The 23,816-nt window shown below is 52.5% G+C and carries 22 protein-coding genes; 8 read left to right on the top strand and 14 right to left on the bottom strand.

The window, feature by feature from the left end; translation table 11 throughout:
* Positions 1-15: 15 nt before the first annotated feature.
* Both JET16_RS10175 and JET16_RS10170 read right to left on the bottom strand, forming a co-directional pair.
* On the bottom strand, positions 16-1,551 hold the full coding sequence (locus JET16_RS10175) for a spore germination protein (protein WP_199615718.1): 1,536 nt from the start codon (positions 1,549-1,551) through the stop codon (positions 16-18).
* A 120-nt stretch (positions 1,552-1,671) separates the two neighbouring features.
* Positions 1,672-3,168, bottom strand: coding sequence for a DHA2 family efflux MFS transporter permease subunit (locus JET16_RS10170; RefSeq protein ID WP_233531323.1), 1,497 nt, complete (start codon positions 3,166-3,168; stop codon positions 1,672-1,674).
* 197 nt (positions 3,169-3,365) lie between these two features.
* Between JET16_RS10170 and JET16_RS10165 the strand changes: the two genes are divergently transcribed.
* The 3 genes from JET16_RS10165 (at position 3,366) to JET16_RS10155 (ending at position 6,287) form a co-directional block, all read left to right on the top strand.
* Entirely contained in the window at positions 3,366-3,968 is a 603-nt protein-coding gene (locus JET16_RS10165) for a TetR/AcrR family transcriptional regulator (RefSeq protein ID WP_233531321.1), read from the top strand.
* Positions 3,969-4,077: 109 nt separating this feature from the next.
* Complete coding sequence (locus JET16_RS10160; protein ID WP_199615717.1) at positions 4,078-5,334, top strand: methyl-accepting chemotaxis protein; 1,257 nt, start codon at positions 4,078-4,080, stop codon at positions 5,332-5,334.
* 488 nt (positions 5,335-5,822) lie between these two features.
* Positions 5,823-6,287, top strand: coding sequence for a DUF6147 family protein (locus JET16_RS10155; RefSeq protein WP_199615716.1), 465 nt, complete (start codon positions 5,823-5,825; stop codon positions 6,285-6,287).
* Positions 6,288-6,324: 37 nt separating this feature from the next.
* On the opposite strand, the gene JET16_RS10150 is transcribed toward JET16_RS10155, so the two are convergent.
* Positions 6,325-7,083, bottom strand: coding sequence for a DUF4367 domain-containing protein (locus JET16_RS10150; protein WP_199615715.1), 759 nt, complete (start codon positions 7,081-7,083; stop codon positions 6,325-6,327).
* Positions 7,076-7,654: an RNA polymerase sigma factor gene (locus JET16_RS10145; protein ID WP_199615714.1), complete on the bottom strand. Its 579-nt coding sequence runs from the start codon at positions 7,652-7,654 to the stop codon at positions 7,076-7,078. Before JET16_RS10145 ends, JET16_RS10150 begins: the two co-directional genes overlap by 8 nt.
* A 177-nt stretch (positions 7,655-7,831) precedes the next feature.
* Here JET16_RS10145 and JET16_RS10140 point away from each other — a divergent pair, with 177 nt between their 5' ends.
* The 4 genes from JET16_RS10140 to JET16_RS10125 are packed head-to-tail and all read left to right on the top strand — an operon-like array spanning position 7,832 to position 11,509.
* Positions 7,832-8,887, top strand: a complete 1,056-nt coding sequence (locus JET16_RS10140) for an SIS domain-containing protein (RefSeq protein WP_199615713.1) — start codon at positions 7,832-7,834, stop codon at positions 8,885-8,887.
* A complete protein-coding gene (locus tag JET16_RS10135; protein WP_325176660.1) occupies positions 8,887-9,666 on the top strand; it encodes a DeoR/GlpR family DNA-binding transcription regulator in 780 nt (259 codons plus the stop codon). Before JET16_RS10140 ends, JET16_RS10135 begins: the two co-directional genes overlap by 1 nt.
* Positions 9,667-9,705: 39 nt before the next feature.
* Entirely contained in the window at positions 9,706-10,572 is an 867-nt protein-coding gene (gene fba / locus JET16_RS10130; protein WP_199615712.1) for a class II fructose-1,6-bisphosphate aldolase, read from the top strand.
* A gap of 4 nt (positions 10,573-10,576) precedes the next feature.
* Positions 10,577-11,509, top strand: coding sequence for a 1-phosphofructokinase family hexose kinase (locus JET16_RS10125; RefSeq protein ID WP_199615711.1), 933 nt, complete (start codon positions 10,577-10,579; stop codon positions 11,507-11,509).
* Here JET16_RS10125 and JET16_RS10120 read toward each other — a convergent pair.
* The 6 genes from JET16_RS10120 to JET16_RS10095 all read right to left on the bottom strand — a co-directional run bounded on the left by JET16_RS10120 (position 11,477) and on the right by JET16_RS10095 (position 17,709).
* Positions 11,477-12,349 (bottom strand): alpha/beta hydrolase, encoded by an 873-nt coding sequence (locus JET16_RS10120; RefSeq protein WP_199615710.1) that lies wholly within the window; start codon positions 12,347-12,349, stop codon positions 11,477-11,479. The genes JET16_RS10125 and JET16_RS10120 overlap by 33 nt on opposite strands.
* Before the next feature lie 112 nt (positions 12,350-12,461).
* On the bottom strand, positions 12,462-12,710 hold the full coding sequence (locus JET16_RS10115) for a hypothetical protein (RefSeq protein WP_199615709.1): 249 nt from the start codon (positions 12,708-12,710) through the stop codon (positions 12,462-12,464).
* A gap of 69 nt (positions 12,711-12,779) precedes the next feature.
* On the bottom strand, positions 12,780-13,193 hold the full coding sequence (locus tag JET16_RS10110) for an EamA family transporter (protein WP_199615708.1): 414 nt from the start codon (positions 13,191-13,193) through the stop codon (positions 12,780-12,782).
* Positions 13,194-13,581: 388 nt separating this feature from the next.
* Positions 13,582-14,292, bottom strand: a complete 711-nt coding sequence (locus JET16_RS10105; protein WP_199615707.1) for a response regulator transcription factor — start codon at positions 14,290-14,292, stop codon at positions 13,582-13,584.
* Between the two features lie 65 nt (positions 14,293-14,357).
* Complete coding sequence (gene pnpS, locus JET16_RS10100) at positions 14,358-16,169, bottom strand: two-component system histidine kinase PnpS (RefSeq protein WP_199615706.1); 1,812 nt, start codon at positions 16,167-16,169, stop codon at positions 14,358-14,360.
* Between the two features lies 1 nt (position 16,170).
* Positions 16,171-17,709: a fumarate hydratase gene (locus JET16_RS10095; protein ID WP_199615705.1), complete on the bottom strand. Its 1,539-nt coding sequence runs from the start codon at positions 17,707-17,709 to the stop codon at positions 16,171-16,173.
* Positions 17,710-17,838: 129 nt separating this feature from the next.
* Here JET16_RS10095 and yfbR point away from each other — a divergent pair, with 129 nt between their 5' ends.
* Positions 17,839-18,426, top strand: coding sequence for a 5'-deoxynucleotidase (yfbR, locus tag JET16_RS10090; protein ID WP_199615704.1), 588 nt, complete (start codon positions 17,839-17,841; stop codon positions 18,424-18,426).
* 338 nt (positions 18,427-18,764) lie between these two features.
* Here yfbR and JET16_RS10085 read toward each other — a convergent pair whose 3' ends face one another.
* From JET16_RS10085 to citZ, 4 genes are all read right to left on the bottom strand, one after another.
* Complete coding sequence (locus JET16_RS10085) at positions 18,765-19,193, bottom strand: hypothetical protein (protein WP_199615703.1); 429 nt, start codon at positions 19,191-19,193, stop codon at positions 18,765-18,767.
* 852 nt (positions 19,194-20,045) lie between these two features.
* Positions 20,046-20,987, bottom strand: coding sequence for a malate dehydrogenase (mdh, locus tag JET16_RS10080; protein ID WP_199615702.1), 942 nt, complete (start codon positions 20,985-20,987; stop codon positions 20,046-20,048).
* A 38-nt stretch (positions 20,988-21,025) separates the two neighbouring features.
* Positions 21,026-22,327 carry an NADP-dependent isocitrate dehydrogenase gene (icd, locus tag JET16_RS10075; protein WP_199615701.1) on the bottom strand — a complete coding sequence of 434 codons (1,302 nt, stop codon included), beginning with the start codon at positions 22,325-22,327 and terminating at the stop codon, positions 21,026-21,028.
* Between the two features lie 169 nt (positions 22,328-22,496).
* The gene (gene citZ / locus JET16_RS10070) at positions 22,497-23,612 is read right to left on the bottom strand and encodes a citrate synthase (protein WP_199615700.1); all 1,116 of its coding nucleotides are present in this window, start codon (positions 23,610-23,612) and stop codon (positions 22,497-22,499) included.
* Positions 23,613-23,816: the final 204 nt, after the last annotated feature.

Raw genomic sequence — 23,816 nt, 5'->3', positions numbered from 1 at the left:
TTTCCGGATTCGTTCTCATTTCTTCTTTTCCCTGTCGGAAGGGGCAGGCTGCACGTTCGGGCCTTGGCGGACGATGTTATTATCGGAAAAAAGGCGCGGTCTCGTTGACATCATCGGCCAAGGCACCCTGACGAAGATGTCTTTCCAATTGCCAGGCACGAAAGGAGCCACAGGAGTCAAATAAGGAACGCCGAACGAGCGGATCCCCGCCATGTGAATCAGCAGAAAGAAGAGGCCCGACATAATTCCGAACAAACCTAAGGTGGCGGCAAGAAACATCAAACAGAAACGAATCAAACGGGCGGCAATCGCGATATTGACCGATGGGGCAATGAAGTTGGAGATGGCCGTGAAAGATACCACGATCACCATGGCTGCGGAAACGAGCCCGGCTTCCACTGCCGCTTGTCCCAATACTAGAGCTCCGACAATGGAAATCGCCGGGCCGATCGCTCTGGGCATGCGGATGCCCGCTTCTCTTAAAACTTCGAACGTAATTTCCATCAGTAACGCTTCAAACAAAGCCGGAAAGGGAACCCCTTCCCTCTGAGAAGCCAAACTGATCAGCAGCGTCGTGGGCAGCATTTCCTGATGGAAAGTCGTAATTGCAATGTACAAGGAGGGCAGCAGCATGGACACTGTAAAGGCGCCGAAACGCAAAACGCGCAGAAATGTAGAAATATCGAATCTTTGATAATAGTCCTCGCTGGCAAGAAGAAATTTGAAGAAGGTGACGGGAAGGATAAGAACGAACGGCGTTCCGTCGACAAACACCGCCACTTGTCCTTCCAACAGGGCGGCTGCCGCAGTGTCGGGACGTTCCGTGTTTATCATCGTCGGAAACGGAGTAAATGTCTTATCCTGGATCAATTCTTCCAAGTAGCCGCTCTCGAGAACGCTGTCCGTTTCAATTCGATCCAACCTTAGAAGTACTTCTTGTACAACCGCTTCATCGGCAATGCCCTTCATATACATAACGCTTACATCGGTCCGGGTTTGCCTGCCGATAATCCGGTCGATTTTCCATAGATCCGGACTCTTGATTTTCCGCCGCAGCAATGCGACATTGGTGCTTATATTTTCTGTGAAGCCTTCTTTGGGACCTCGGACAACGGTTTGGGAAGACGGTTCCTCGACGCCTCTTTGTTCCCATTTGGAACAACCGACCGAAATGGCCTTCTCCCAACCTTCCGCAAGAATAACGGCATTGCCGTCGTATAAAGCGGAGATGAGGCCGCCAATGTCGCTGACGGTTGTGATTGCGCCGACGGTAATAATTTTCTCTTTTATAGCTGCAAAAGACTCGGAAGCATCCTTCTCAAGCGGTACATTCAATCCGGTGCCGTTCATGATCGGTTTGAGGACGTTTTCGTTAATGACCGCCTCATCCGATAAACCGTTAATATACACAATAGACAAATCGGAACCGTCGGCTCTTTGAAACGATCGAATGACGACATCGGAGCTGTTCCCGGTTACCTCGGCAATCGTATGTATGTTTTGTTGAAGGCTGGAGGATAACGGTTCATCCCGTTTCGTATCGTTGAACATGGCAGTCCACCCGAATCTGACATCAGTATCCTCATTTTCCCCTCTCCCTATGGCGTTATGCGCGAAAAAGAAAAAACGAACAGGGCGGTTGATCCCTGTTCGTTTTGTTGTCTGCATTAATCAATGTCCCATCATCATGCCGGCTTCCGCTTGGCCATCCGCTTTGCGTTCTCCGGCGGGCTTCGGCTTAGGCCTCGGCCTTCGGAGCATAAATCCGAGCGCAGCGCCGGCGATTGCGATGCCCGCCATTACTAGGAACGTATCGCCAAACGAGGAATATAGCATTTGAGGACCGCGCTCCGCAGCGGAATAATGTTCGATCCGGTTCGCCAAGATGGTCGACAACCCTGCCACCGCGAACGAAACCATAACTTGCTGCGCCGCACCGGTAAGCGACGTGACGCGGCTGACCAGATGCGCCGGAGACGACTGAATGATATGAGTGTTCAACGGCATCATGGACAAACCCATTCCCGATCCGAGCATGGCAAGCGGGAGCATGATCATGGCGAGGGAAGTGTCGGGAGCGAGCCTTGAGAGCAAGAATCCCGCCACGGTGACGATCGAAAGTCCCGCGATAACTACCGGACGCGCGCCGATGCGGTCGTACAGACGCCCGCCGATCGGCATGAATATGGCGGCGGACAGCGCTTGCGGCAGCATGATCAAGCCTGTGGTGAAGGCGCTGTAGCCTTTAGCCTGCTGAAGAAGCAGCGGAACGAGAAACATCGTCCCGAACAAAGCGATCGTCGCAATCCATTGCACGACGATGCCCCGCGTAAAATTGCCCGAACCGAACACGCGCAACTCCAACAACGGATGCGACCGGCGAAGCTCGACGAATATAAACACAATCAGGGCGATAACCCCCACAGTGATTCCTGTAACAGTTTGCGTCGAAGTCCAGCCGTTTCCTTGCCCCGCTTCCCCTCCGGCCGAACTGACGCCGTACGCCAGCATGGCGAACGCGAGCGGAGCGAAGAACATGCCGAGATAGTCCAATGCAGGCACGGTTTGCCGTTCAATATTCGGAAGCGTGCGCAAAGCGATGATCACTGCGATCACGCCAACCGGAACATTGATGAGAAAAATCCAATGCCAAGTCGCAAAATCGACGAGCCAACCCGAGAGGACCGGTCCGAGCGCAGGAGCCAGCAGCATCGGTATGCCGATCATCCCCATTACTGCGCCAACCTTTCCGGGAGGGCTGAGCCGGTAAGTGAACGCCATCGCGATCGGCGACACCATGCCGCCGCCAAGTCCTTGAATGATCCGGTACACGATCAATTGCTCCGCGCTTGCAGCCAAGGCGCATAGCGCTGAGCCGATCGTAAACATGATCACGGAAAACAAAAATATCCGCTTCGCGCCGAACCGGTCCGACAGCCATCCCGCCAACGGAATGACCGCGGACTGCGCAAGCGCGTAACCTGTAACCGTCCACTGCACGACGGAAATCGGGCTTTGGAAGTCGTTGATCAATCGGGGCATCGCAACATTCATCGCCGTGCCGTCGAGAATGACCATAAACATCCCCACAATAATAGCGACAAGCGGCGCGATAATGCTTTTGATCGACGCCTGTTCGTCAGCCGCATTCAATGAAGCTTGAGTCAAGTGTACTCCTCCTATCCTTTGAGCCGGTCTTTTTTATGTATTGACCTCCGATTTTACAAAGGCTACAATACAAAAAATCGCGCTTCTATATGCGGACAATTGTCCGAAAAGAAATATTACCGGACAATTGTCCGGAAGTCAATGTACTTTTTTGTGACTTTCGATTGACGCAAACTTCAGATAAGGAGCAACGGAGGATGAACATGCATGGAAGCCGGAAAGACTCGCAAGAATTAAGCAAATCGATTTTGCAAACCGCCAAAGCTTTGTTTGAAGAACATGGCGTTGAGGCCGTCAGCATGCACCAAATCGCCAAGGCGGCCGGAATCGGCCAAGGAACCCTGTACCGCCGTTACGCCAACAAGGGCGACCTCTGCATGATGCTGCTCAAAGAAAACTTCAGTGAGCTGATCGAAGAGCTGAAGAGCGATTTGCAGCAATCGGCGCATTTGCCGCCTTGTGAACGGTTGTGCTGCGTGTTCCGCAAATTGTTCCTTTTTCATGAGAAAAGGTCGAAATTGTTGGGAGAAATTCATGCTCACAGAAAAATGGAGCACAAGAAGACGGATTTTTTTCAGTCCCCGCCATACACCTTTCTGCACCATACGATCTCGGATCTGCTGGAGGAAGCGAACCGATCGCGGAAGTCGCCGATTGCGGATCCGGCGGTGACGGCCCATTTTTTCATATCCGCATTGTCTCCCCATACGTATATGCATTTACGGGACACGTACGAATATACCCCTGAGCGGATTGCGGACCTTTTTTGCGAGTCCTTTGTGAAGCCGTTGTGCGGGTAAGACAAAATACCCATTAATTCGCCATTAAACTACAAATTTCGATTTCGTTCGAGCAAGTCGGATGCTATAATGGGAGACAAACACATCTTCCAATTAAAGGGGAAACTTCATGGACCGATTCAATGCCGCTTCGTTTCAGACGAAATTGCGCGTCGGATGCTGCGCCGTCGCCGGATTGTTTTTCATCGCATCGATTTTGATCAGCGCTTTCGGTATTGCTTTACTCCCGGCTATTATTATTTTGTGCGTGCTGGCAGCTATCGCTTATCCTTTAATCAATTTGCTTGAGAAAGCGCTTACCGGTTCTCTTGACGATATTTCCGGCGTCGCCATGAATATCGCCAAGGGAGACTTCACGCAGAAGGTTAATGTGCAATCCGACGATGCGCTCGGACAGCTGGGCAACGCCTTCAACAAAATGATGGACAAGCTTCGCGATATTTTAAGCGAAACGAGCAGCATCACGAGACAGGTTTCGGAATCGGGCAAAGATATTTTCTTTCGCAACCAGAACCTGAAAGAAGCGCTCAATCAGGTGGGCCACTCTTCCGTTGAACTGGCGGCGGGGGCGAGCCGTATTTCCGAAGACGTCGGCAGCATCTCGTCTTCCATACGCGACATCGAGCAGATGGTCGTCAATTATGCCTACTCGACCCGGGCGATGAACGACCGGTCGGAACAGACGGTTGAGCTGGTAGAGAAAGGGCGCAGCGCGGTCGAACGGCAAAGCGAAGGCATGAAGCTGAACGTGCAGGCAACCGAAACGGTCGCTCAAACGATCGAGCAGCTGAATCAACAAGCGCAAGGCATCAGCAAAATCACTCGCTCGATCTCCGAAATCGCGGAGCAGACCAACTTGCTTTCGCTGAACGCCTCGATCGAAGCTGCGAGAGCCGGGGAACACGGCAAAGGCTTCGCCGTCGTCGCTCAAGAAGTGCGCAAGCTGGCGGAAGAATCCACCGCGTCTACAAGAGAAGTGTTCGGTCTGGTGCGCAGCATCGAACAAGGCATCCGGCAAGCGATCGATAACATGAACGCCAACAAAGAAATCGTCGATGCGCAGAACGAGCTGATCCGGGAAACGGAGAAGGTATTTCGTGAAATCGTCGGCAGCGTCACCTTCATTACGGAGCGGATCGCCGACTTCGCCCAGGAAAGCGACTCGATGCTGGAGAGCGCGAAACGGATATCCGCAGCAATGGAAAGCATTGCAGCCGTCACTCAGCAATCAGCGGCCGGCACGGAAGAAGTGTCCGCGTCGATGACGGAGCAAATCGACACCGTGCAAGCGATCGTCGCTCAGACGGAGCAAATGCAGCAGACGGTCAATCAGCTGCAGAAGACGATCTCCATCTTCAAGCTGTAAACGGGGCGTCAAAGAATCTTATTGGAATAAGTTGCTATGCCTTCGAAAGCCGGTGCAAATGCACCGGCTTTCGAGTTTCAAAATCTATGCTCACCGGGTACAGGCGGTAAATCATCGGCTCTTCTCTTCAATATCCCTTTCGAACTGTACCGGTACAGATGCTTCAACTTGAGCATAATTGGGAATGATTATCGGAATCTGTACCGGCACAATAATGACGAATGTTGTCGAATTATCGGCAATTTTTTATATCTGTACCGGTACAGTTTAAAAGGAAGATTAAAATAGAACTGAACGTTAAAACATCAATTCACTCCATTTCATCTTCATGTTTCTAATATCTGACTACTCAACATCACATGTTGTTGCGCTACGATTGATGTCAGCGCTCTTTCGTTTGCAAAAAATTTATTTTAAAACGCGAAACATTACAGAAGTTTGATACGTCAATTTTATTGAATCATATCCAAAAAAAGGGAGTGTTTCTATTGAAAAAAAGTTTGTTTTTAGTAGTTTCCGTAATTCTTGTACTCATCTTCTCTTCATCTGCGGCGTATTCGAAAGGAAACACCGGCGCGCTCACCTCTCCTCCGCCCGTAGAATTCCAACTGTATGGCGTCTTCGACCCTGACCACAAATACTTAGATGACGGAGCAAATACAATATCGAGTTCTTCCGCCGGCGAGGTCCGTTACAGTGGAACCACTTATGCCTCCCAGATCGTGGATTCGATAGGAGTGTCCCTCACATTGCAGCGTTGGACAGGCGGTACGTGGGAGACTGTAGGCAATGGCAGCGGATCAAGCGGCAGCGATAAAAGTTGGTTTAGCCATGCTTCCGGGCAGAAGGTGACCGGCGGATACTATTACCGGATCAAATCGGTGCATTGGGTAAATGAAAATGGAACTTACGAGCAAGGAGTGCGTTATTCGAGTTCTTTGCTCGTCAAATGAACGAGAAACGGGTTGGTTTAGGAACCAACCCGTTTCCTTATTTTAACCCTTCGGCGATCCGCATGATTTCCTCTTCCGATATGCCGCCGGCGACTCTGACAAACAGGTCCTGCTTCATATACTCCAGCTTTCGATAACGATTCCCATCGTATGAAAGATAACCGGTTCCGGAGCCTTTAACTTGAATTTCCTTGACGCTTCCCTCTTTTGTGTTCATCTGAGTGCCAACAGATGTGTTTCCGTTTAATTGGATGAAGAGCACGATAAGTATATTTCCTTCCGTATCGATAAAAGACAAGGAGGCTTGATGATACGGCAGACCCGTTTCGTACGTCAACAGTTCCGCATCAGTAAACGTATATCCCGATGGAATATATGTCACTTCCGGCATCTCCGGGAACAAATTTTTGGTTTCATCCAGTGAATATGCCGTCATTGTCAAATCTCCCGTTGGCGGCGGAGGGGGCGTCTTTGCTTCGGCATCCGATGGGGCATCCGTACTTCCGAAGAACATTTGCACAACATCTCCGGGTATTTCCTTCATATATTGAAAAAACGGGTTAAACGCTTGAATCGGCTGGGCGCCGCTAAATAATGTCGCGCCGATCAGCATGGAGACGGCGACCGTCGCGACGAGTTGGAATCTGCGCCGGAGCATTGCAGCTCTTCTTCTCTTGGCCAGTTTCGCGCGAACCTTTTGCCAAGATGGTTCCGGGTCCGGCGTATTCACATATTTATTCTGTACGGCAGAGTCAAACGCCTCGTCGAACAGCGCATCAAAATCCGCCTTATTCATCTCCCCACCCTCCCATCTTCTTAATTCGTTTTTTTAATGCCGTTCTTGCCCGGTACAGCTTTTGTTTGATAACCGCTTCGGTCGTGTCCAGTTCTTCGGCGATCTCTCTGTATGACATCCCTCGCCTCCAGCGCATTTCGACAATGACCGCGAATTCGGGCTTCAGGTGAGTAAGGCAATTTTCAATCATGCTCGTGAAAAATTTTAACTCCACTTTCTTTTCCACGTTATCGTCGGCTGACGTCGCCGAAAGCTCCTCACTAATGAAGACACTTTCCGAGTCAAGTTCGTTACGGTACCTTTTTTGTTTTCGCAAAAAGGTGAACGTCGTATTTTTGGTCGTCTTTTTGATCCAAGCCAGCATTTGTGGTTCAGTGAGGTCCTTCGGAATTTTGTTGATGCTTTTGAAGAAAGCTTCTTGTATTATATCTTCCGTCAAGCCGTGGTCGCGCACGAAATACATCACCAAATGATAGACGGTTTTGTAAAATTCATAATAGAGTTCCTTTTGGAGCTTTTCATTTAACGAATAATAATCCGCGCAAAATAAAAGAAGTATGTCCGACTTCATCCGGTTTGAAAAACCCCCTAATGAAAGCAAATATTTACTCTTAAGTATACTAGATGGCGGGTAAAGATGGTATTCGACCATTATTTTCGTTTCAGTCAAAATAATGATTGATTCAATCATTTTATCATATATAATCTAGTTGTAACGATCATAATATATGCAAGGAGTGAACCGCACATGACCGTGCCCGGCGCGTTAACGTATCCCGAAATCTCCTCCCAGCATGAAGCGATTGCGAAAGCATGGGAGCAGCTTCTAGCGCGGCAAGATTGGATTCGAAACTATTTCATGAATCCGAAATATGACGAAACGATTTTCATCGGTTCCGGCTCCTCTTATTATCAAGCGTTAACGATGGCTTCCACCTTCCGCAAGTGGACGGGCAAAGCGGCGGCGGCGCATCCGTCGTCCGAAATCTTCTTGTTTCGGGACGCCGCGGCGGCGCGAAACAAGAAGATGTTGCTAGTAGGAGTATCCCGGTCCGGCGAATCGAGCGAAGCGGTCTTGGCGTTGGAATCCGTTAAAGCTTCGCCCGATTGGGACGTATGCGGCGTCACATGCTATGAACAAAGCTCGATGGCGCAGATCGCGGAATGCCTCGTCTCTCCGCTGGGCAAAGAGAAGAGCACGGTCATGACTAAATCGTTCAGCTCCATGACCTATATGATGCAAACCGCGATCGCTTATGCGTCCGCCAAGCCGGAACTCATCGATGAAATGTCGCAATTGCCGGGCTTGTGCGAATCGAATGTGAAGCGTGCGGATGAATTCGTACAACCTTTCGTGCAGCGACATGACTTCAATAAATTCATTTTCCTTGGAATGGGCTCCTATTTCGGTTTGGCTCAAGAAGCCAGCCTCAAATTGAAGGAAATGTCCTATTCCTGGACGGAGAGCTTCGGCACGCTGGAATTCAGGCACGGCCCGAAATCCGTTGTGGATGAAGGGACGCTCGTCTGTTTGATTTTGTCGGAGCAAGCGAGAGGTTACGAGCTGAAGGTAGCCAGGGAAATGAAAGACTACGGGGCTGCGGTCATGATCGTGACGGCTAAAGCAAGCGACGACACGGCGTTTGCCGATGCGGTGTTTCAAACCGGGGGAGAACTGCTCAGCGACGAAGCCCGTGCCGTCTTGAATCTTCCCGCGCTCCAGTATTTCGGGTTGTACACCGCTATCAAGAAAAATATCGACCCGGACCATCCGCGGAATTTGACGCAAGTGGTGAAAATCTAGTGATCAACGAGAAGGATACGAAAGGCAATCGCCGCCGCAGCCAAATTTTCGAGGCGATGAAGCGGGAAGGCGAGATTTCCATCGACGAAATTATGCGGAGGTTCGGCTGCTCCGAGGCGACCGCCCGCAGAGATTTGAACATGCTCGCCGAAACCGGGAAGATCATCCGCACGCTCGGCGGGGCGTATTTCGAGCGTGCATCCTCTTTGGAGGTCCCGTTCCAGGACAAGAAGAGCGTGCTGCTCAGCGAAAAGCTGGCTATTGCGGCAAAAGCGGTCTCCCTCATTGAAGAAGGCGATGTGATCGGATTGACGGGCGGATCGACGACTTTCCTGATCGCCAAGGAAATTAAGCATCTGAACAATATCACGGTTGTGACGAATGCGGTTAATATCGCGATGGAGCTTGCGGAAAGCGATACGGTTCAGACCGTCTTGACGGGGGGCGTGCTGCGCGGCAAGAGCTACGAGCTGTGCGGCCCGTTGGCGGAAGGCGTCTTGGCAAAGCTGAATATCGGCAAAATGTTCGCCGGCATCGACGGTATTAATTTGGAACAAGGGCTGATGACGTATTCCGAACTGGAAGCCCATATCGGCAGGCTTATGATAGAACGCTCCAAACAAGCGGTTGCCGTCTTCGACCATACGAAAGTGAACCGCACCTCCCTGTTTACGATGGCGCCGCTGTCATCCGTTCAAGCATGCATTACGGATAAGAAGCTTGAACCGGCTTGGGAATCGCATTTGCAAGCTTTGCGGATTGAAATGCATTATACGTAAATCCGCGAAGCTAATATACCGAAGCAAGGAGGTAGTATTATGGCATTGGTGTCATCGACGCCTTTTCTTCAGCATGCCAGACAGAACGGTTATTGTGTCGGCGCTTTCAACGTGCACACTTTGGAAATGCTGCAGGCCGTCGTCGAAGCGGCGGTTGAAACGGAATCCCCGCTTATCCTGCAATCTACGGTCGGCACGGTGAAACATCTGGGAGCGGATTATATCGCCGCCGCCGCGCAAACCGCCGCGAAGCTTAACCGGATTCCGATTGCGCTGCACCTTGACCATTGCGCCGATTTCGATCTCATCGTCAAGTGTATTCGGGCCGGCTATACTTCCGTCATGATTGACGCTTCCCACTCGCCTTTCGAAGAGAATGTAGCGCAAACACGGAAAGTTGTCGAAGTCGGGCGCGCCGCGGGTGTAAACGTCGAAGCCGAGCTCGGCAAAGTAGGAGGGGTGGAAGACGAGATCGCGGTAGGAGAGGAGGACGCAACGCTCGCCGATCCGCAGGAATGCAAAGCATTCGTCGAATTGACAGGGGTCAGTACGCTTGCGCCGGCCATCGGCACCGCGCACGGCATATATAAGGGCGATCCGAATATCGACTTTGACCGAATCCAAGCGATAGCCGGCGTTGTGTCCGTGCCGCTTGTGCTTCACGGAGGATCCGGCATACCGGACGATCAAGTGCGCCGCGCCGTGTCGCTCGGCATGAGCAAGATGAACGTTGCGACGGAGCTCCGCATCGCTTTCTCCGATGCGATCAAGAACGTATTCAAAGCCAACCCGTCGGAAAACGATCCGCGAAAATATATGGTGCCCGCCAAGCAAGCTCTGAGAGAAATGGCAATCGAAAAGATGATCGTGTGCGGCTCGGTCGGCAAGGCCAAGCACTTCAGGTGAGAACATGATTACGACGGTCACACTGAACGCCGCGATCGACAAAACTTATTATGTGGATACGTTTGTCCCCGGACGGGTGAGCCGGGCCGACCGGGTGTTGGCCGTTCCCGGCGGCAAAGGTTTGAACGTTGCTCGCGTCATTCGAACGTTAGGCTATGAAACGTTGGCAACCGGAATTGTAGGAGGAAATAACGGAAATTTCATTCGTACCGGGCTCGACCGAATCGGGATCGCTCATGATTTCGTTACCACAATAGGCGGAGAATCCCGGTTATGTTTAAACATCATATCTCAACACCCCTGCCTCTCGACCGAGATTCTCGAGCCCGGCCCGAAGGTCTCGGAAGAAGAGACGAAGGCTGTGTTTGCCAAGGTATCGATGTTGGCGGCCGTTTCCGATATTGTCGTTCTGTCCGGCAGCCTTCCCGCGGGAATGCCTTCGGACACATATAAGCTGCTTATTGAGCGTATAAGAGAGCAAGGTGCGCTTCCTTTTCTCGACAGCAGCACAGCCGCACTGCGTAACGGGTTGGAAGCCAAGCCGTTCTTGGTCAAGCCTAACGAGGACGAGGCGGAATCATTGCTTGGCGTCGACGTCCGCAACGAGGAATCATTGGTCAAGGCGCTGCGGCATCGAATGACCGAGGGGATCGATTGCATTGTCGTAACGCGCGGCGCAGCCGGCTCCATTGCCGGATTCCGCGGCCAATGTTATCGCGTCCACGCGCCTGTTATTACTCCGCTTAACACTGTCGGCTGCGGCGACTCTTTCGTGGCGGGAATGGCGGTCGGGTTTCAACGGCAATGGGAGATCGAGCAAATCTTGACCTTTGCGACCGCCGTGAGCGCGGCCAACGCTTTGACCGAGCATGCGGGAGAGGTGTACGGAGCGGATGTGGAGAGGTTAAGCAAGGAAATCCGGATCGAACGTATTTGATTTCATTAGTGCACTTATGAAAAATCGCACCATCTCGTTCCAATGCCCGGCAAACGACTGTCCTGTGATATCCCCTTTGTAACGAGATATGCATTCGACTCCTAATGTTTCTAACTTGCGTTTCAAGCACTCGCCGAACAGAGGATGATGGATGATGAACGACCAATCCATATCATCGGTTATGGGAGCCATTTCACGACTGTAGATTAGAAATGCTGGAGGGGCATATTTGCTCACATGTCTAATCGGCGAAGCCTTTTCGTAAATTCGGTAAGCTTTAGGCGTATCCATTTCTTCCGGTGTAATGCCGAAAAAATCGACGGCAAAGTTTTCTCGAACTCGTCCAAACACATTCTTCAATTCTCTTGGATCGAAAATGGTTTGCGCGTCTTCCCCGCCAACCGCCGCAACGCGTGTCGACTGCCTTGCAATCGGATCTGCGCTTGAACGGTCGGCCAAATCCATATGAAATGCGAGCCAGAGAGCCATATGTCCGCCTGCCGAATTTCCGGCCAACGCCACCTTTTCCGGATTAAGTCCCCAAGTGTTCGCATGATGTCTCAAGTATTGGATCGCTCTGGCACCGTCTAACATGGGTTCCGGAAAAGATACATGCGGACAAAGCCGGTAGTTAACGGATGCAAACGATATGCCCGCATTCAAGAAAAGCTTCGGATCCGGCAAACCTTCGGTCTTGTCACCAAACCAGTACCCCCCGCCGTGAAACCAGATGACCAATGGCGAAGGTTTCACTTCTTCGGCAAGCCAAAGATCAAGAACGTTGCGCTCATGGGAACCGTAACGGATATTTTGAAAGTCGGGTTTCATTACTTCGGACAAGCAGTTCACCCCTACCTAAACATAAACCGAAACCGGGCGCTCATCAATACATCTTTTTCCAAACAAAATGCCGCGTCCCTTATTTGGGTGCGCGGCATTCCCGTTTCGTGTGTTATTGATTTTGATTTTGGTTTTGATTTTGTTGATTCTGTTCCGTCATTTGATTCCCCAGGTTTTGGGCAACCTCTCCGGCTTGCCGGAAAGCGTTCCGGGTAGCATTGACAGTCGCTTCGACCCCGTTTTCTACGGCATCCGCCGCAGCTTCGGCACCGTTCTCCAAAGCGTCCGCCGTTGCGTCAACACCGTTCTGCACCGCGTCGCCGGCGGCTTCCATACCGGTCCGGTTTTGTCTGTTGTCCACTTCACATGCCTCCTATATTTGGAATACATGTTTATGTTTCGATTATTACCTGAAAATTATTCCATAACATTATCTTACAAATATATAAAGTCCGGCGACCACCATAATAATGCCCACGATTTTATTGAAGGAAACCGGCTCGTTCAACAGCAAGACCGCAAAGAGGAACGTAATGATCGGATACGTCGCCGTAATGGATACGACGGTGGTCAATGAACCGCGCGATAATGCGTATAAATATATCAAATACGCGGTTGGGATTAATATGCCGTTGGAAACGGCGAACGTCATCGAGCTCTTTGAAAACTGCATCGGGATACCCCACATTTTGGCCAGAGCAAAATAAATAAACGCCACGACTGTCATCGTTAACGTAACGATCAAATTGATCTCGACGGGATGCCCCTTTATAAGCGCCTGCCTGTCGATCACCCCGTTGATGCCCCATATGAACGTAACGGCGAAAATAATGACGTAGAGCATTATCCCAATTCCTTTCCAACCGCCTACTTCATTATATTGGAAAAGGAACCCGGACATGCCTAATGCGAATCGCTTGCAACACGATACATGACCAATCGCCAAGCGGATGCGGAATCCCGGTAACGCCGATGTTCCGGATAAGGTCAATTTTTGACCCTAATTGCACGAATAAGCTCAAGAATTGACCCTATAATTAGTTAGCGAAGTTGAAACTGCCAAAATAAGGTCAATTATTGAGCCTAACTGTTTCGTTCCCAGGAAAAATGCAGCACTCCGAAATGAAATAGGGTCAAAAATTGACCGTATTTTTGCTGATAAGGTCAATTTTTGCACCTAAAGGGTACACCACAAAAAAATACCCCGTGCAGTACGGGGCAATAGTAACCAGCTATTTCTTGGATATGACCAGCTTGTAACCGACGCCGCGAATCGAGTCGATTTGGACGCTTTGCTGGTTCATCTCCAGCTTCTTGCGAAGGGAGCTTACGTGGACGTCGACCGTCCGTTGGCCGCCGACATAGTCGAACCCCCATACGATGTTCATCAAGTCGTCCCGGGTGATGACCATACCCGGCCGCTGCACGAGATACAAGAGCACTTCGAATTCCTTGGGACGCAGAGAAATCAGCTCTCCGCCCGCCATCACTTCGTATTTCTCCGGGTATATCTTCAACTCGCCGGCGGTGATTACTTTGCCGTGCGAAGCTTCTTTGACGTCGTCCCCGTCTTCGGGCTTTGCCCGGCGGAGCACTGCGCTGACGCGGGCGAGCAGCTCGGCCACTCCGAACGGCTTCGTGATGTAATCGTCCGCTCCATGCTTCAAGCCCTGCACCACTTCATTCTCCGCATTGCGCGCCGTGAGAATAATAATCGGCGTCCGGTTGCCCTTCTGCCGAAGCTTGGACAGCACTTCGAAACCGTTCAATCCGGGAAGCATGATGTCCAAGATAATGAGGTCGTACGAATTTTGAAGCGCCTCCTGGAGACCGTCCGCACCGTCTTCCACCGTATTTACCGCGTACCCTTCTTGGCTTAAGTTATAGGACAAGAGACGCGACAGTGTCGGTTCGTCTTCTATGACCAATATTTTGTCAGGCATGGCAACCTCCGAACTTATAAAGTGGACAACTTTATCTTAACACAATACTTCCTAATAGAAACGCGTTATTGCAGTACGGGAAGCTCGATGACAAATTTGGAGCCCGCCCCGACAATGCTATCCACCCGGATCGTTCCTTTATGCAATTCAACGAGATGCTTCACGATGCTTAACCCGAGCCCCGTGCCGCCCGACGCGCGGGTCCGGGCTTTGTCGACGCGGTAAAACCGCTCAAAAATACGGGGCAGATCCTTTCTCGGGATTCCGATTCCGGTATCCTGCACAATGATCCTTATTTTTTCGTATTCCGCGTCGCTCCCCGTTTCCGTTCCCGACGCCGTCACCGGTTCGACCGTAATTTTTACGCTGCCGCCTTCATGGGTGTAGCTTATTCCGTTCGCCAGTAAATTGATTAAGATTTGCCGCAACCGGTCCTCGTCCGCTTCCACATATATGTCTTCTTCGACGTTCGACTCCAACTGAATATTTTTCTTCGCGGCTTCCGTCGACATCATGTTCAGGGTGCGTTCTATGAACGGTTTCATCTCAACCGGCGAGAAGTGCAGCTGCACCCGCTTGGATTCAATCTTGGACAAGTCCAGAATGTCGCCGATTAAGCGATCAAGCCGCTCGCTCTCGTCGTAAATGATTTGCAGAAACGATTTCGCAGTTTCAGGGTCGTTGACGGCTCCGCCGAGCAGCGTCTCCGCAAATCCTTTCACCGCGGCGATCGGCGTCTTGAGCTCGTGAGACACGTTGGCGACAAACTCGCTGCGCATACGCTCCAATCGCCGGATCGCGGAGATGTCGTGAAATACGATGACGATGCCCATGAACTCGCCGCCTGCGCCGGTCATCGGAACGAGATGAATGTCGAGCGTGCGCTCTTCCGGATAGTAAAACACAATCTCATCGCGAATGTGCTCGTGCTTTTCCTCGCATTCGCCGATCATCTTAATCAGCTCGTACTGCGCCTTCAACACATTGTATTTCTGGCCGAGCAGCTCGGCGGCCGACATGCCCAGCATTTCTTCGGCGGAGCGGTTGATGAGTACGATCCGCTCGTCCCGGTCGATCATCACGACACCGCTCAGCATGTTCTCCAATACGCTTTTCAACCGGCTCTCGTCCTCTTGAATACGGTTCATCTGGAACTGCAGGCTCTCCGCCATCGTATTAATAGCTTGTCCAAGCTGTCCGATTTCGTCCCGGTTTTGGATCGACACCCGTGCTTTGTAGTTCAAATTCGTAATTTGATAGGCGACTCGCGTAATTTTCTCAAGCGGGCCGGTTAGTCCTTGGGAAATTCGATAAGAAATGAGCGCCGTCATCAGCAGCAGAACCAACAGCCCGACAAGCAAATACGAAGTGATTCGAAACGTTTCCGCGTCCAGATGGTTCATGCTCGCTCCGAACCGGACGAAGCCGACGCCCGAGTCCCCGAATGAAGCGGGCAGGGCGACGTACATAATTTTCTCCGAATCGTTGCCGGATGCGCGAATGTCGGTGCCGAAACCTTGTGAGCCCGCAAGGACAATCTCTTTGGGGACCTGCCCCGGCTCCTCCCCGGGACCGGTTCCTTTCGCCGAATCTCCCAACACGGCGCCGTCCCTGTCGAAGAATGTGACCCGGGCGCCCGCTTTTCTTGCGATTCGGGCGGCTTCATGGCCGTACGCCTCTCCGCGGACGGATCTTTCGAACACCGTCTCCCAATCGACAGTCGCAAGATACAGCTTCAGCTGCTCCTCCAAGCTGTCCTCCAACGACCGGACTTGAGAATCGCGAAGCACCGAAACGGTAAAAATGCCTGCCGCTAAATTCGACAGGCCGATAAACAGTATAAAAATCAAAGTGAGACGGTTGCGAACCTTGTTCATATTATTTGAATACCGGCTCTTTAAATTGCTCGAGCTTCTCCATTGAACTCTTCTCGACGTCCGCGTGCAGCGAATTTCCGTGAGCGTCCATCGTCACGATGGCGGCGAAGCCTTCCACATTCAGATGCCACATCGCTTCGGGAATGCCGAATTCAAGGAAGTCGACGCCGTCTACTCCCTTGATTGTTTCCGCATAGTACTGGGCGGCGCCGCCGATCGCGTTCAAATATACGGCTCCGTGCTCTTGGAGCGCCTTCAAGGTCTTCGGTCCCATGCCGCCCTTGCCGATGACGGCCCGGATCCCGAATTTCTTGATGATGTCGCCCTGATACGGTTCCTCCCGAATGGACGTCGTCGGACCCGCAGCTTTCACGTGCCACCCTTCGTCGTCTTTCATCATAACAGGTCCGCAATGGTACAAGGCGGCGCCGTTCAAATCTACCGGCGCGTCATGGTCCATAAGGTGTTTATGGATCGCGTCGCGTCCGGTAAACATGCGGCCGTTCAAGATGACGACGTCGCCGACGCGAAGCTGCCGCACTTGTTCCTCCGTAATCGGCGTTGTCAGCACCACTTCGCGGCGGTCGGAATCGGCCGCAGCTTGCGCTGCCGCTTCTTGCTCGTCCTTCATGGATACGGCCGAACCGCGCTCATATACCCATTCCTTCACTTCTCCGGAGGATGCGTCGATCAACACGCCTTGACGGCGGAACGCCCAGCAATTGTACGCTACCGAAACGAAGAAGCTCGCCGGGAGACGGTTCATTACGCCGATTTTGCAGCCGAGCAGCGTCACTTCTCCGCCGAAGCCCATCGTGCCGATACCGAGCTTGTTGGCGTTCTCTATCACGTACTCCTCAAGCTTGCGAAGATCTTCGTTCGGGTTCACGTCGTCCACCGTACGGAACAGTTGCTGTTTAGCAAGCTCGTATCCCGTGGTGCGGTCTCCGCCGATGCCGACGCCGATGAAGCCGGCGCTGCAGCCTTGCCCCTGCGCTTGATAGACGGAATGCATAATGCACTTGCGGATGCCGTCGAGATCGCGTCCCGCCTTGCCGAGTCCGGGAAGCTCCGCCGGAAGGCTGTATTGAATGTTTTTGTTCTCGCAGCCTCCGCCTTTCAGAATGAGCTTGACTTCAATGTCGTCGCGCTCCCATTGCTCGAAATGTATGACAGGCGTCCCAGGTCCGAGGTTGTCGCCGCTGTTTGCTCCGGTAAGCGAATCGACGGAATTTTCGCGAAGCTTCCCGTCCTTGGTCGCTCTGGCAACCGCGCTGCGTATGTTGCGTTTCATCTCGATTTGATTGGCCCCGATCGGCGTGTGCACGATGAATGTCGGCATCCCGGTGTCTTGGCAAATCGGTGATACGCCGATGTCCGCCATTGTGATGTTGTTTGCAATCGTCGCCATCGACAATGCGGCGCGAGTGCCCGCGTTCTCGCGTTTCGCTCCCGCCTTGATCGCGCGGCGCACGTCCGCAGGCAAGTTCGTCGACGTTTCCACAATCAAATCGTATATGCTTTGCTCGAACTGTTTCATTTGCGCAAAATCTCCTCTCCGAAGATAACGAATTCTATTATATCTGTTATATTTATAATATCACAAAACACCCAACAATATCTTGCCCGCTTTGCGCCAAACTATCGATTTGCCGTGGAGGAAACTTGAATGGGGAATCATTTTATCGCTTATATTTACCGTCTTCGTTACATTGAGCGCTGGAGCCTGATGCGCAATGTCGTCCGCGAGAATGTGGCGGAGCATTCGTTTCATGTGGCGGTGCTTGCGCATACGCTCGGCACGATCGCCCGCGATGTGTACGGGAAGCCGGTCGAGCCGCAGCGGTTTGCAACCCGCGCTCTGTTTCACGATGCGACGGAAGTGTTCACCGGGGACATACCGACGCCTGTAAAACACCATAATCCGGATATATCGCACAATTTCCGCGAGATCGAGCGGTTGGCGGCCGAGCGGCTGACCGGATTGGTGCCGGACGCGCTGAAGGGCGCCTACGCGCCATTGCTTGAAAGCAAGTCGGTGCACGATGAGGAATACAAGTACGTGAAAGCGGCGGATTTGCTTGATGCATATTTGAAATGCACGACGGAGCTGTCAGCCGGGAACCGGGAATTTGCCGTTGCGAAGAAGCAGATCGAGGCTTCCATGCATGCATTGGATATGGAAGAGATTCGATATTTCCTGGAGCAGCTTGCTCCCAGCATGGAGAAGCCGTTGGACGAGCTTACGGGACCGTAAGGCCGGCTGATATGCGCACACAAACCAAAAGCGGAACCGTCGTCGCCGTGGCAACCGTTCCGCCTTTTCTTATGCTTCATATCCAGTTTGCGCAATTGCTCCGACTTCGTCGGCGTCACCTTCGTTACGGGATTCACGCCGTACCATCCGACCCGGCTCTCATCCGGATTCCGTCTGCCTTCGCGCTCCGCTTTCTTGCGAAGCTTCCGCGCTTTGCTCATCGCCATGTTCGCCATCGCTCCTTATATGTGGTCTTCTCCCATTATACACGACAGGCTGCCCTTCCGGTAACATTCACGTTGCCTGGAGGACAGCCCTTTTTCACTTTCGTCTGTCTATCAAGCCAACCATTGAGGGTAGTACATCAGCAGCAGCAGAACGAAAACAAGCACCGCCGCAATGCCGCTGAACATTACGACTCGGGAAGCGTCCCGCTGTGCCGCTTGCTTCCCTTCGCCTCCCGAGGCGATGACCCGCTTCAACGGCCCGCCCAGCATTCCCGTCATCGCGCCAAGCGCAACGAACAGTACGATGACCACGACCATCCAAAGCACCGACAAATCATATTGGCTAATCAAGTAACCGCCGGTCAAGAATTGAACGATCAACAACCACTGCCCTACACGGTTTAAATTATGCAATCCCTTGGCATATCCGACTTGCGCCGCCGGCTCCAACGTACCCATGCGAGCGGCCACAAACGGGAGCAACAAGTAAAACCCGACGGCCAACGACCCCAATACGTGCAGAAAGAGTACAATTTGCAAGACCCACAACCTCCATATCGTGTAAAAAATGTTCCAGCATTAAGTATACAGAAGTCGGGAGACCAGTACAATTTACATTGCTCTCCACCTGTGACGGGCGATTGAATTTTTGCAGGGAGAGTGTACTCGCGGCCGGCCGGTGCACTCGCGAAAAGCGTTAGCCCGCTATTCCCAAGCCTCAGTGGGGCTTCCGGACGCTGTTCCAAAACCCGGATGAACTTGTGCACGCTAATCACACTTCTATATCTTTAGCGCATCGGTTGGGAGTCAAACCCGTTGCATTTTCTTTCTGACTGAACGGGAGAATGAACGCAAGGTTTTTGTAAAATGTCCGGCATCCCCGTTGCAAGCGCCTTTGTGCGTCTTCGCGATCGTTTTCACTCAGTGTCTGCTGTCCATGTGAATACTCGGTTTAACGATAAGGGATTTCAAAGTACTTATTTCTCCAAGGCTCCCTTCATTTACAATACGATAGGGGACTCCAAGGTTCTTATTTTATCGCATGGACCGGCAATCAGGTAGGTTTATCGACGAATAAGTACTCGAGAATCCCCTATATGCCTGAAAGCTGCCGAATATATAGAAAATAAGAACTTCAAAATCCCCTATTCATGACGGGTCGAGCTAAGTGTTCTTCTCCCGACGGGTCGAGCTAAGTGTTCTTCTCCCGACGGGTCGAGCAAAGTGTTCTTCTCCCGATGGCTCGAGTCCAGTGCTGCTTCCCCCGATAGCTCGAGTCCAGTCGTGCCCCGTGCACTTGTCGCTGTGGGTTCGCGTCCAGTGTACTCTCGCGGCGCGATTGCAGCGCACAAAAAAAACCTCCCGGGTTCAAACCCCGGGAGGTTATAACAATTAGCCGTTGACGATTTTGATGACGTTGCGCACCGATTCCGCGGATTTATCAAGCGCAACGCGCTCTTCGGCCGTCAGCTCGATTTCAACGATCTTCTCGATGCCGTCGCCGCCGAGAACGGTCAGCACGCCCATGAACAGGTCTTGGTAACCGTACTCGCCTTGGAGAAGAGCGATCGTCGGAAGGATCCGCTTCTTATCCTTAAGGATCGCTTCCGTCATCTGCACGAGCGACGCCGCAGGCGCGTAGTAGGCGCTGCCGTTGCCGAGCAGGTTGACGATTTCGCCGCCGCCCGTACGGGTACGCTGAACGATAGCGTCGATGCGGTCCTTCGGAATCAAGTTTTCGATCGGCACGCCGCCGGCCGAAGTATAGCGCACGAGCGGAACCATATCGTCGCCGTGTCCGCCGAGCACGACGCCGACAACGTCTTCAACGGAAACGTTCAGCTCTTGCGCGATGAACGTGCGGTAACGCGCGGAGTCGAGTACGCCGGATTGGCCGATGACGCGGTTTTTCGGGAAACCGAGCGTCTTGTACGCCACGTATGTCATAGCGTCGACCGGGTTGCTCAATATGATCACATATGCGTTCGGGCACTTGTCTTTCACTTGTTCGCAGACGGATTTCACGATACCCGCGTTCGTATTTACGAGGTCGTCGCGGCTCATGCCGGGTTTGCGGGCGATACCGGCCGTTATGATGACTACGTCGGAGCCTGCCGCATCTTCATAGCTGGAAGTGCCGACGATGTTGCTGTCGAATCCTTGAACCGGGGACGCTTCGAGCATGTCCAGCGCCTTGCCCTTCGTCGGATTTTCAAGCTGCGGAATGTCAACCAACACCACATCGCCAAGTTCCTTCTGAGCAAGCATGAGTGCTGTAGTAGCGCCGGTGAAGCCGGCACCGACGACGGTGATCTTATTGCGGCGGATTGCCATTGTTCTTACCTCCTAGGCCATATTCGTATCGGACTGAACTAGTCCATATTCTTGATCAACAAGTTGGCGAACTCGGATGTCTTCACTTCGGTCGCGCCTTCCATGAGGCGGGCGAAATCGTAAGTTACGGTCTTGTCCGCAATCGTGCGTTCCATGCCTTTGTAAATCAAGTCCGCCGCTTCCAGCCAGCCGAGATGCTCGAGCATCATTACGCCGGACAGCGTCACGGAGCCAGGGTTGACAACGTCGAGTCCCGCGTATTTCGGAGCCGTGCCGTGCGTCGCTTCGAAAATCGCGTGGCCCGTTACATAGTTGATGTTCGCGCCCGGCGCTATGCCGATGCCGCCGACTTGCGCCGCAAGCGCGTCGGACAAGTAGTCGCCGTTCAGGTTGAGCGTCGCGATGACGTCGAAATCGGTCGGGCGAGTCAATACTTGCTGCAATGCGATGTCCGCGATGGCGTCCTTGACGATGATCTTGCCTGCCGCTTCCGCTGCTTTCTGAGCCGCGTTTGCCGCGTCTGCGCCTTCCTGCTCCTTAATGCGGTCGTATTGCGCCCAAGTGAAAGTCTTGTCTCCGAATTCTTTCTCCGCAAGCTCATAGCCCCAATTCTTGAACGCGCCTTCGGTGTACTTCATGATGTTGCCCTTGTGCACGAGCGTTACGCTCTTGCGGCCGTGCTCGAGCGCATATTCGATCGCGGCGCGAATAAGGCGGGTCGAGCCTTCGGACGATACGGGCTTAATGCCGATGCCGGACGTTTCCGGGAAACGGATTTTCTTGACGCCCATCTCCTTCTGAAGGAACTCGATCACTTTCTTCACTTCGTCGGACCCGGACTGATACTCAATGCCCGCGTAGATGTCTTCCGTGTTCTCGCGGAAAATAACCATATCGACAAGCTCCGGACGCTTCACCGGCGAAGGAACGCCTTGGAAATAGCGAACCGGACGCAAGCATACGTACAGATCAAGCTCTTGACGGAGCGCCACGTTCAAAGAACGGATGCCGCCGCCTACCGGTGTCGTAAGAGGGCCTTTGATCGCTACGATATATTCGCGGATCGCCGTCAACGTGTCGGCCGGCAGCCAGCTGTTAAATTGGTTGAACGCTTTCTCCCCTGCAAATACTTCGTACCATGCGATTTTCTTCTCGCCTTTGTATGCTTTTTCGACCGCCGCGTCGAGAATGCGTTTGGAAGCCGCCCATATGTCCGGGCCGGTGCCGTCCCCTTCAATGAACGGGATGATCGGGTTATTCGGTACGTTCAACTTGCCGTTCGCGCCGATCGTAATGCGTTCGCCTTCGGTCGGTAAAGAGTATTGCTCGAAATTCGCCATCGTGGAAACTCTCCTTCTAAACAATAATGGGATATGGGCCAAAAGGGAGCGGGATATCCGAACTGCCGTCAGTCCGAACGTCCCGCTTTTATAAACAAGTGTTATTGATTGTGCTGCGTTCGCCTCTTACGCGCCTCGTTAGGCTTGTGAACGACCTGCGGTCGCCTCGTTACGCCCGTTGAGCGATCGGAACGACCTTCTGGTCCGTCGGCCCGACATATTCCGCACGAGGACGGATAAGGCGGTTGTTCTCGTACTGCTCAAGGATGTGCGCCGTCCAACCGGATACGCGCGAAATCGCGAAAATCGGCGTGAACAAGTCCCGTGGAATCTCAAGAGCCGTGTACACGGAAGCTGAGTAGAAGTCGACGTTCGGCTTCAAGCCCTTCATGCCCGTCACCATCTCTTCGATCTTCACGGACATTTCGTACCACTTCATGTTGTTCGTCAGCTTGCCGAGCTCATAGGACATCTTCTGAAGATGCTTCGCGCGCGGGTCCCCGTTCTTGTATACGCGATGGCCGAAGCCCATGATTTTCTCTTTGTTGTCGAGCTTGTCCTGAATGTATCTTTCAACGTTGTCCATGTCTCCGATTTCCTCGAGCATGGCCATGACCTCTTCGTTCGCTCCGCCGTGCAGCGGCCCTCTCAGCGCGCCGATCGCTGACGTTACTCCGGAGTACATGTCGGAAAGCGTCGCCACGGTGACCCGCGCTGCGAACGTGGATGCGTTCAACTCATGGTCCGCGTGCAGAACGAGCGCCTTGTCGAGCGCTTCGATCGCCACTTTATCGGGAGCTTTGCCCGTCAACATGTATAAGAAGTTCTCGGCAACGGCGGCGTTCAATTTAGGGGCAACCGGCTCCAGGCCTTGACGAATGCGCGCGAAAGCCGCTACGATCGTCGGAAGCTGCGCTTGAAGACGAATCGCCTTGCGGTAATTCGCTTCGAGGCTCATGTCGTTCGCCTCTTCGTCAAACAGCGCGAGCGCCGATACCGCCGTACGCAATACGGCCATGGAGTTGGCGTCCTTCGGATATGCCCGCAGCTGGTCGATGACTTGCTGCGAAACGGCCGCATTCGCGCTCAGCTCGGTATGAAGCTTGTCTAGCTCGGCTTTGTTCGGGAGTTTACCGTACCAAAGCAAATGCACGACCTCTTCGTAAGTCGCGTTCACTGCTAGGTCGTCAATGTCGTAACCGCGGTATGTCAACACTCCGTCAATGATGGAACTGACCGAAGATGTCGTGGCGACAATGCCTTCAAGCCCTTTGGTGACCGTCATGAGATACACGCTCCTTTACTCAAATCTTGATCATTGGAATCATTAACTATCTTCATGATACCTCAATTGCAGCCAATAAAGAAACAAATTCAGGCATAAAACTTCATTATCACGTTTATAAAGCATTTTTCACGAACATTTCCTTATCGCTCAAACTCAGGTACAATAATTCTGTTTATATCTCTTTCTCACTCATTTAGGAGG

This window comes from Paenibacillus alkalitolerans (genome assembly GCF_016482785.1).
In the GTDB taxonomy this organism is placed as follows: Bacteria; Bacillota; Bacilli; order Paenibacillales; family YIM-B00363; genus Paenibacillus_AE; species Paenibacillus_AE alkalitolerans.
This window is presented reverse-complemented; position numbering and strand designations above follow the sequence as displayed.

Coding starts and splice junctions, on each gene's coding strand:
- JET16_RS10175 (WP_199615718.1), bottom strand. CDS start 1,551: ATGTTCAACGATACGAAACGGGATGAACCGTTATCCTCCAGCCTTCAA.
- JET16_RS10165 (WP_233531321.1), top strand. CDS start 3,366: ATGAACATGCATGGAAGCCGGAAAGACTCGCAAGAATTAAGCAAATCG.
- JET16_RS10160 (WP_199615717.1), top strand. CDS start 4,078: ATGGACCGATTCAATGCCGCTTCGTTTCAGACGAAATTGCGCGTCGGA.
- JET16_RS10150 (WP_199615715.1), bottom strand. CDS start 7,083: ATGAATAAGGCGGATTTTGATGCGCTGTTCGACGAGGCGTTTGACTCT.
- JET16_RS10145 (WP_199615714.1), bottom strand. CDS start 7,654: ATGAAGTCGGACATACTTCTTTTATTTTGCGCGGATTATTATTCGTTA.
- JET16_RS10140 (WP_199615713.1), top strand. CDS start 7,832: ATGACCGTGCCCGGCGCGTTAACGTATCCCGAAATCTCCTCCCAGCAT.
- fba (WP_199615712.1), top strand. CDS start 9,706: ATGGCATTGGTGTCATCGACGCCTTTTCTTCAGCATGCCAGACAGAAC.
- JET16_RS10125 (WP_199615711.1), top strand. CDS start 10,577: ATGATTACGACGGTCACACTGAACGCCGCGATCGACAAAACTTATTAT.
- JET16_RS10110 (WP_199615708.1), bottom strand. CDS start 13,193: ATGCTCTACGTCATTATTTTCGCCGTTACGTTCATATGGGGCATCAAC.
- JET16_RS10105 (WP_199615707.1), bottom strand. CDS start 14,292: ATGCCTGACAAAATATTGGTCATAGAAGACGAACCGACACTGTCGCGT.
- pnpS (WP_199615706.1), bottom strand. CDS start 16,169: ATGAACAAGGTTCGCAACCGTCTCACTTTGATTTTTATACTGTTTATC.
- JET16_RS10095 (WP_199615705.1), bottom strand. CDS start 17,709: ATGAAACAGTTCGAGCAAAGCATATACGATTTGATTGTGGAAACGTCG.
- yfbR (WP_199615704.1), top strand. CDS start 17,839: ATGGGGAATCATTTTATCGCTTATATTTACCGTCTTCGTTACATTGAG.
- mdh (WP_199615702.1), bottom strand. CDS start 20,987: ATGGCAATCCGCCGCAATAAGATCACCGTCGTCGGTGCCGGCTTCACC.
- icd (WP_199615701.1), bottom strand. CDS start 22,327: ATGGCGAATTTCGAGCAATACTCTTTACCGACCGAAGGCGAACGCATT.
- citZ (WP_199615700.1), bottom strand. CDS start 23,612: ATGACGGTCACCAAAGGGCTTGAAGGCATTGTCGCCACGACATCTTCG.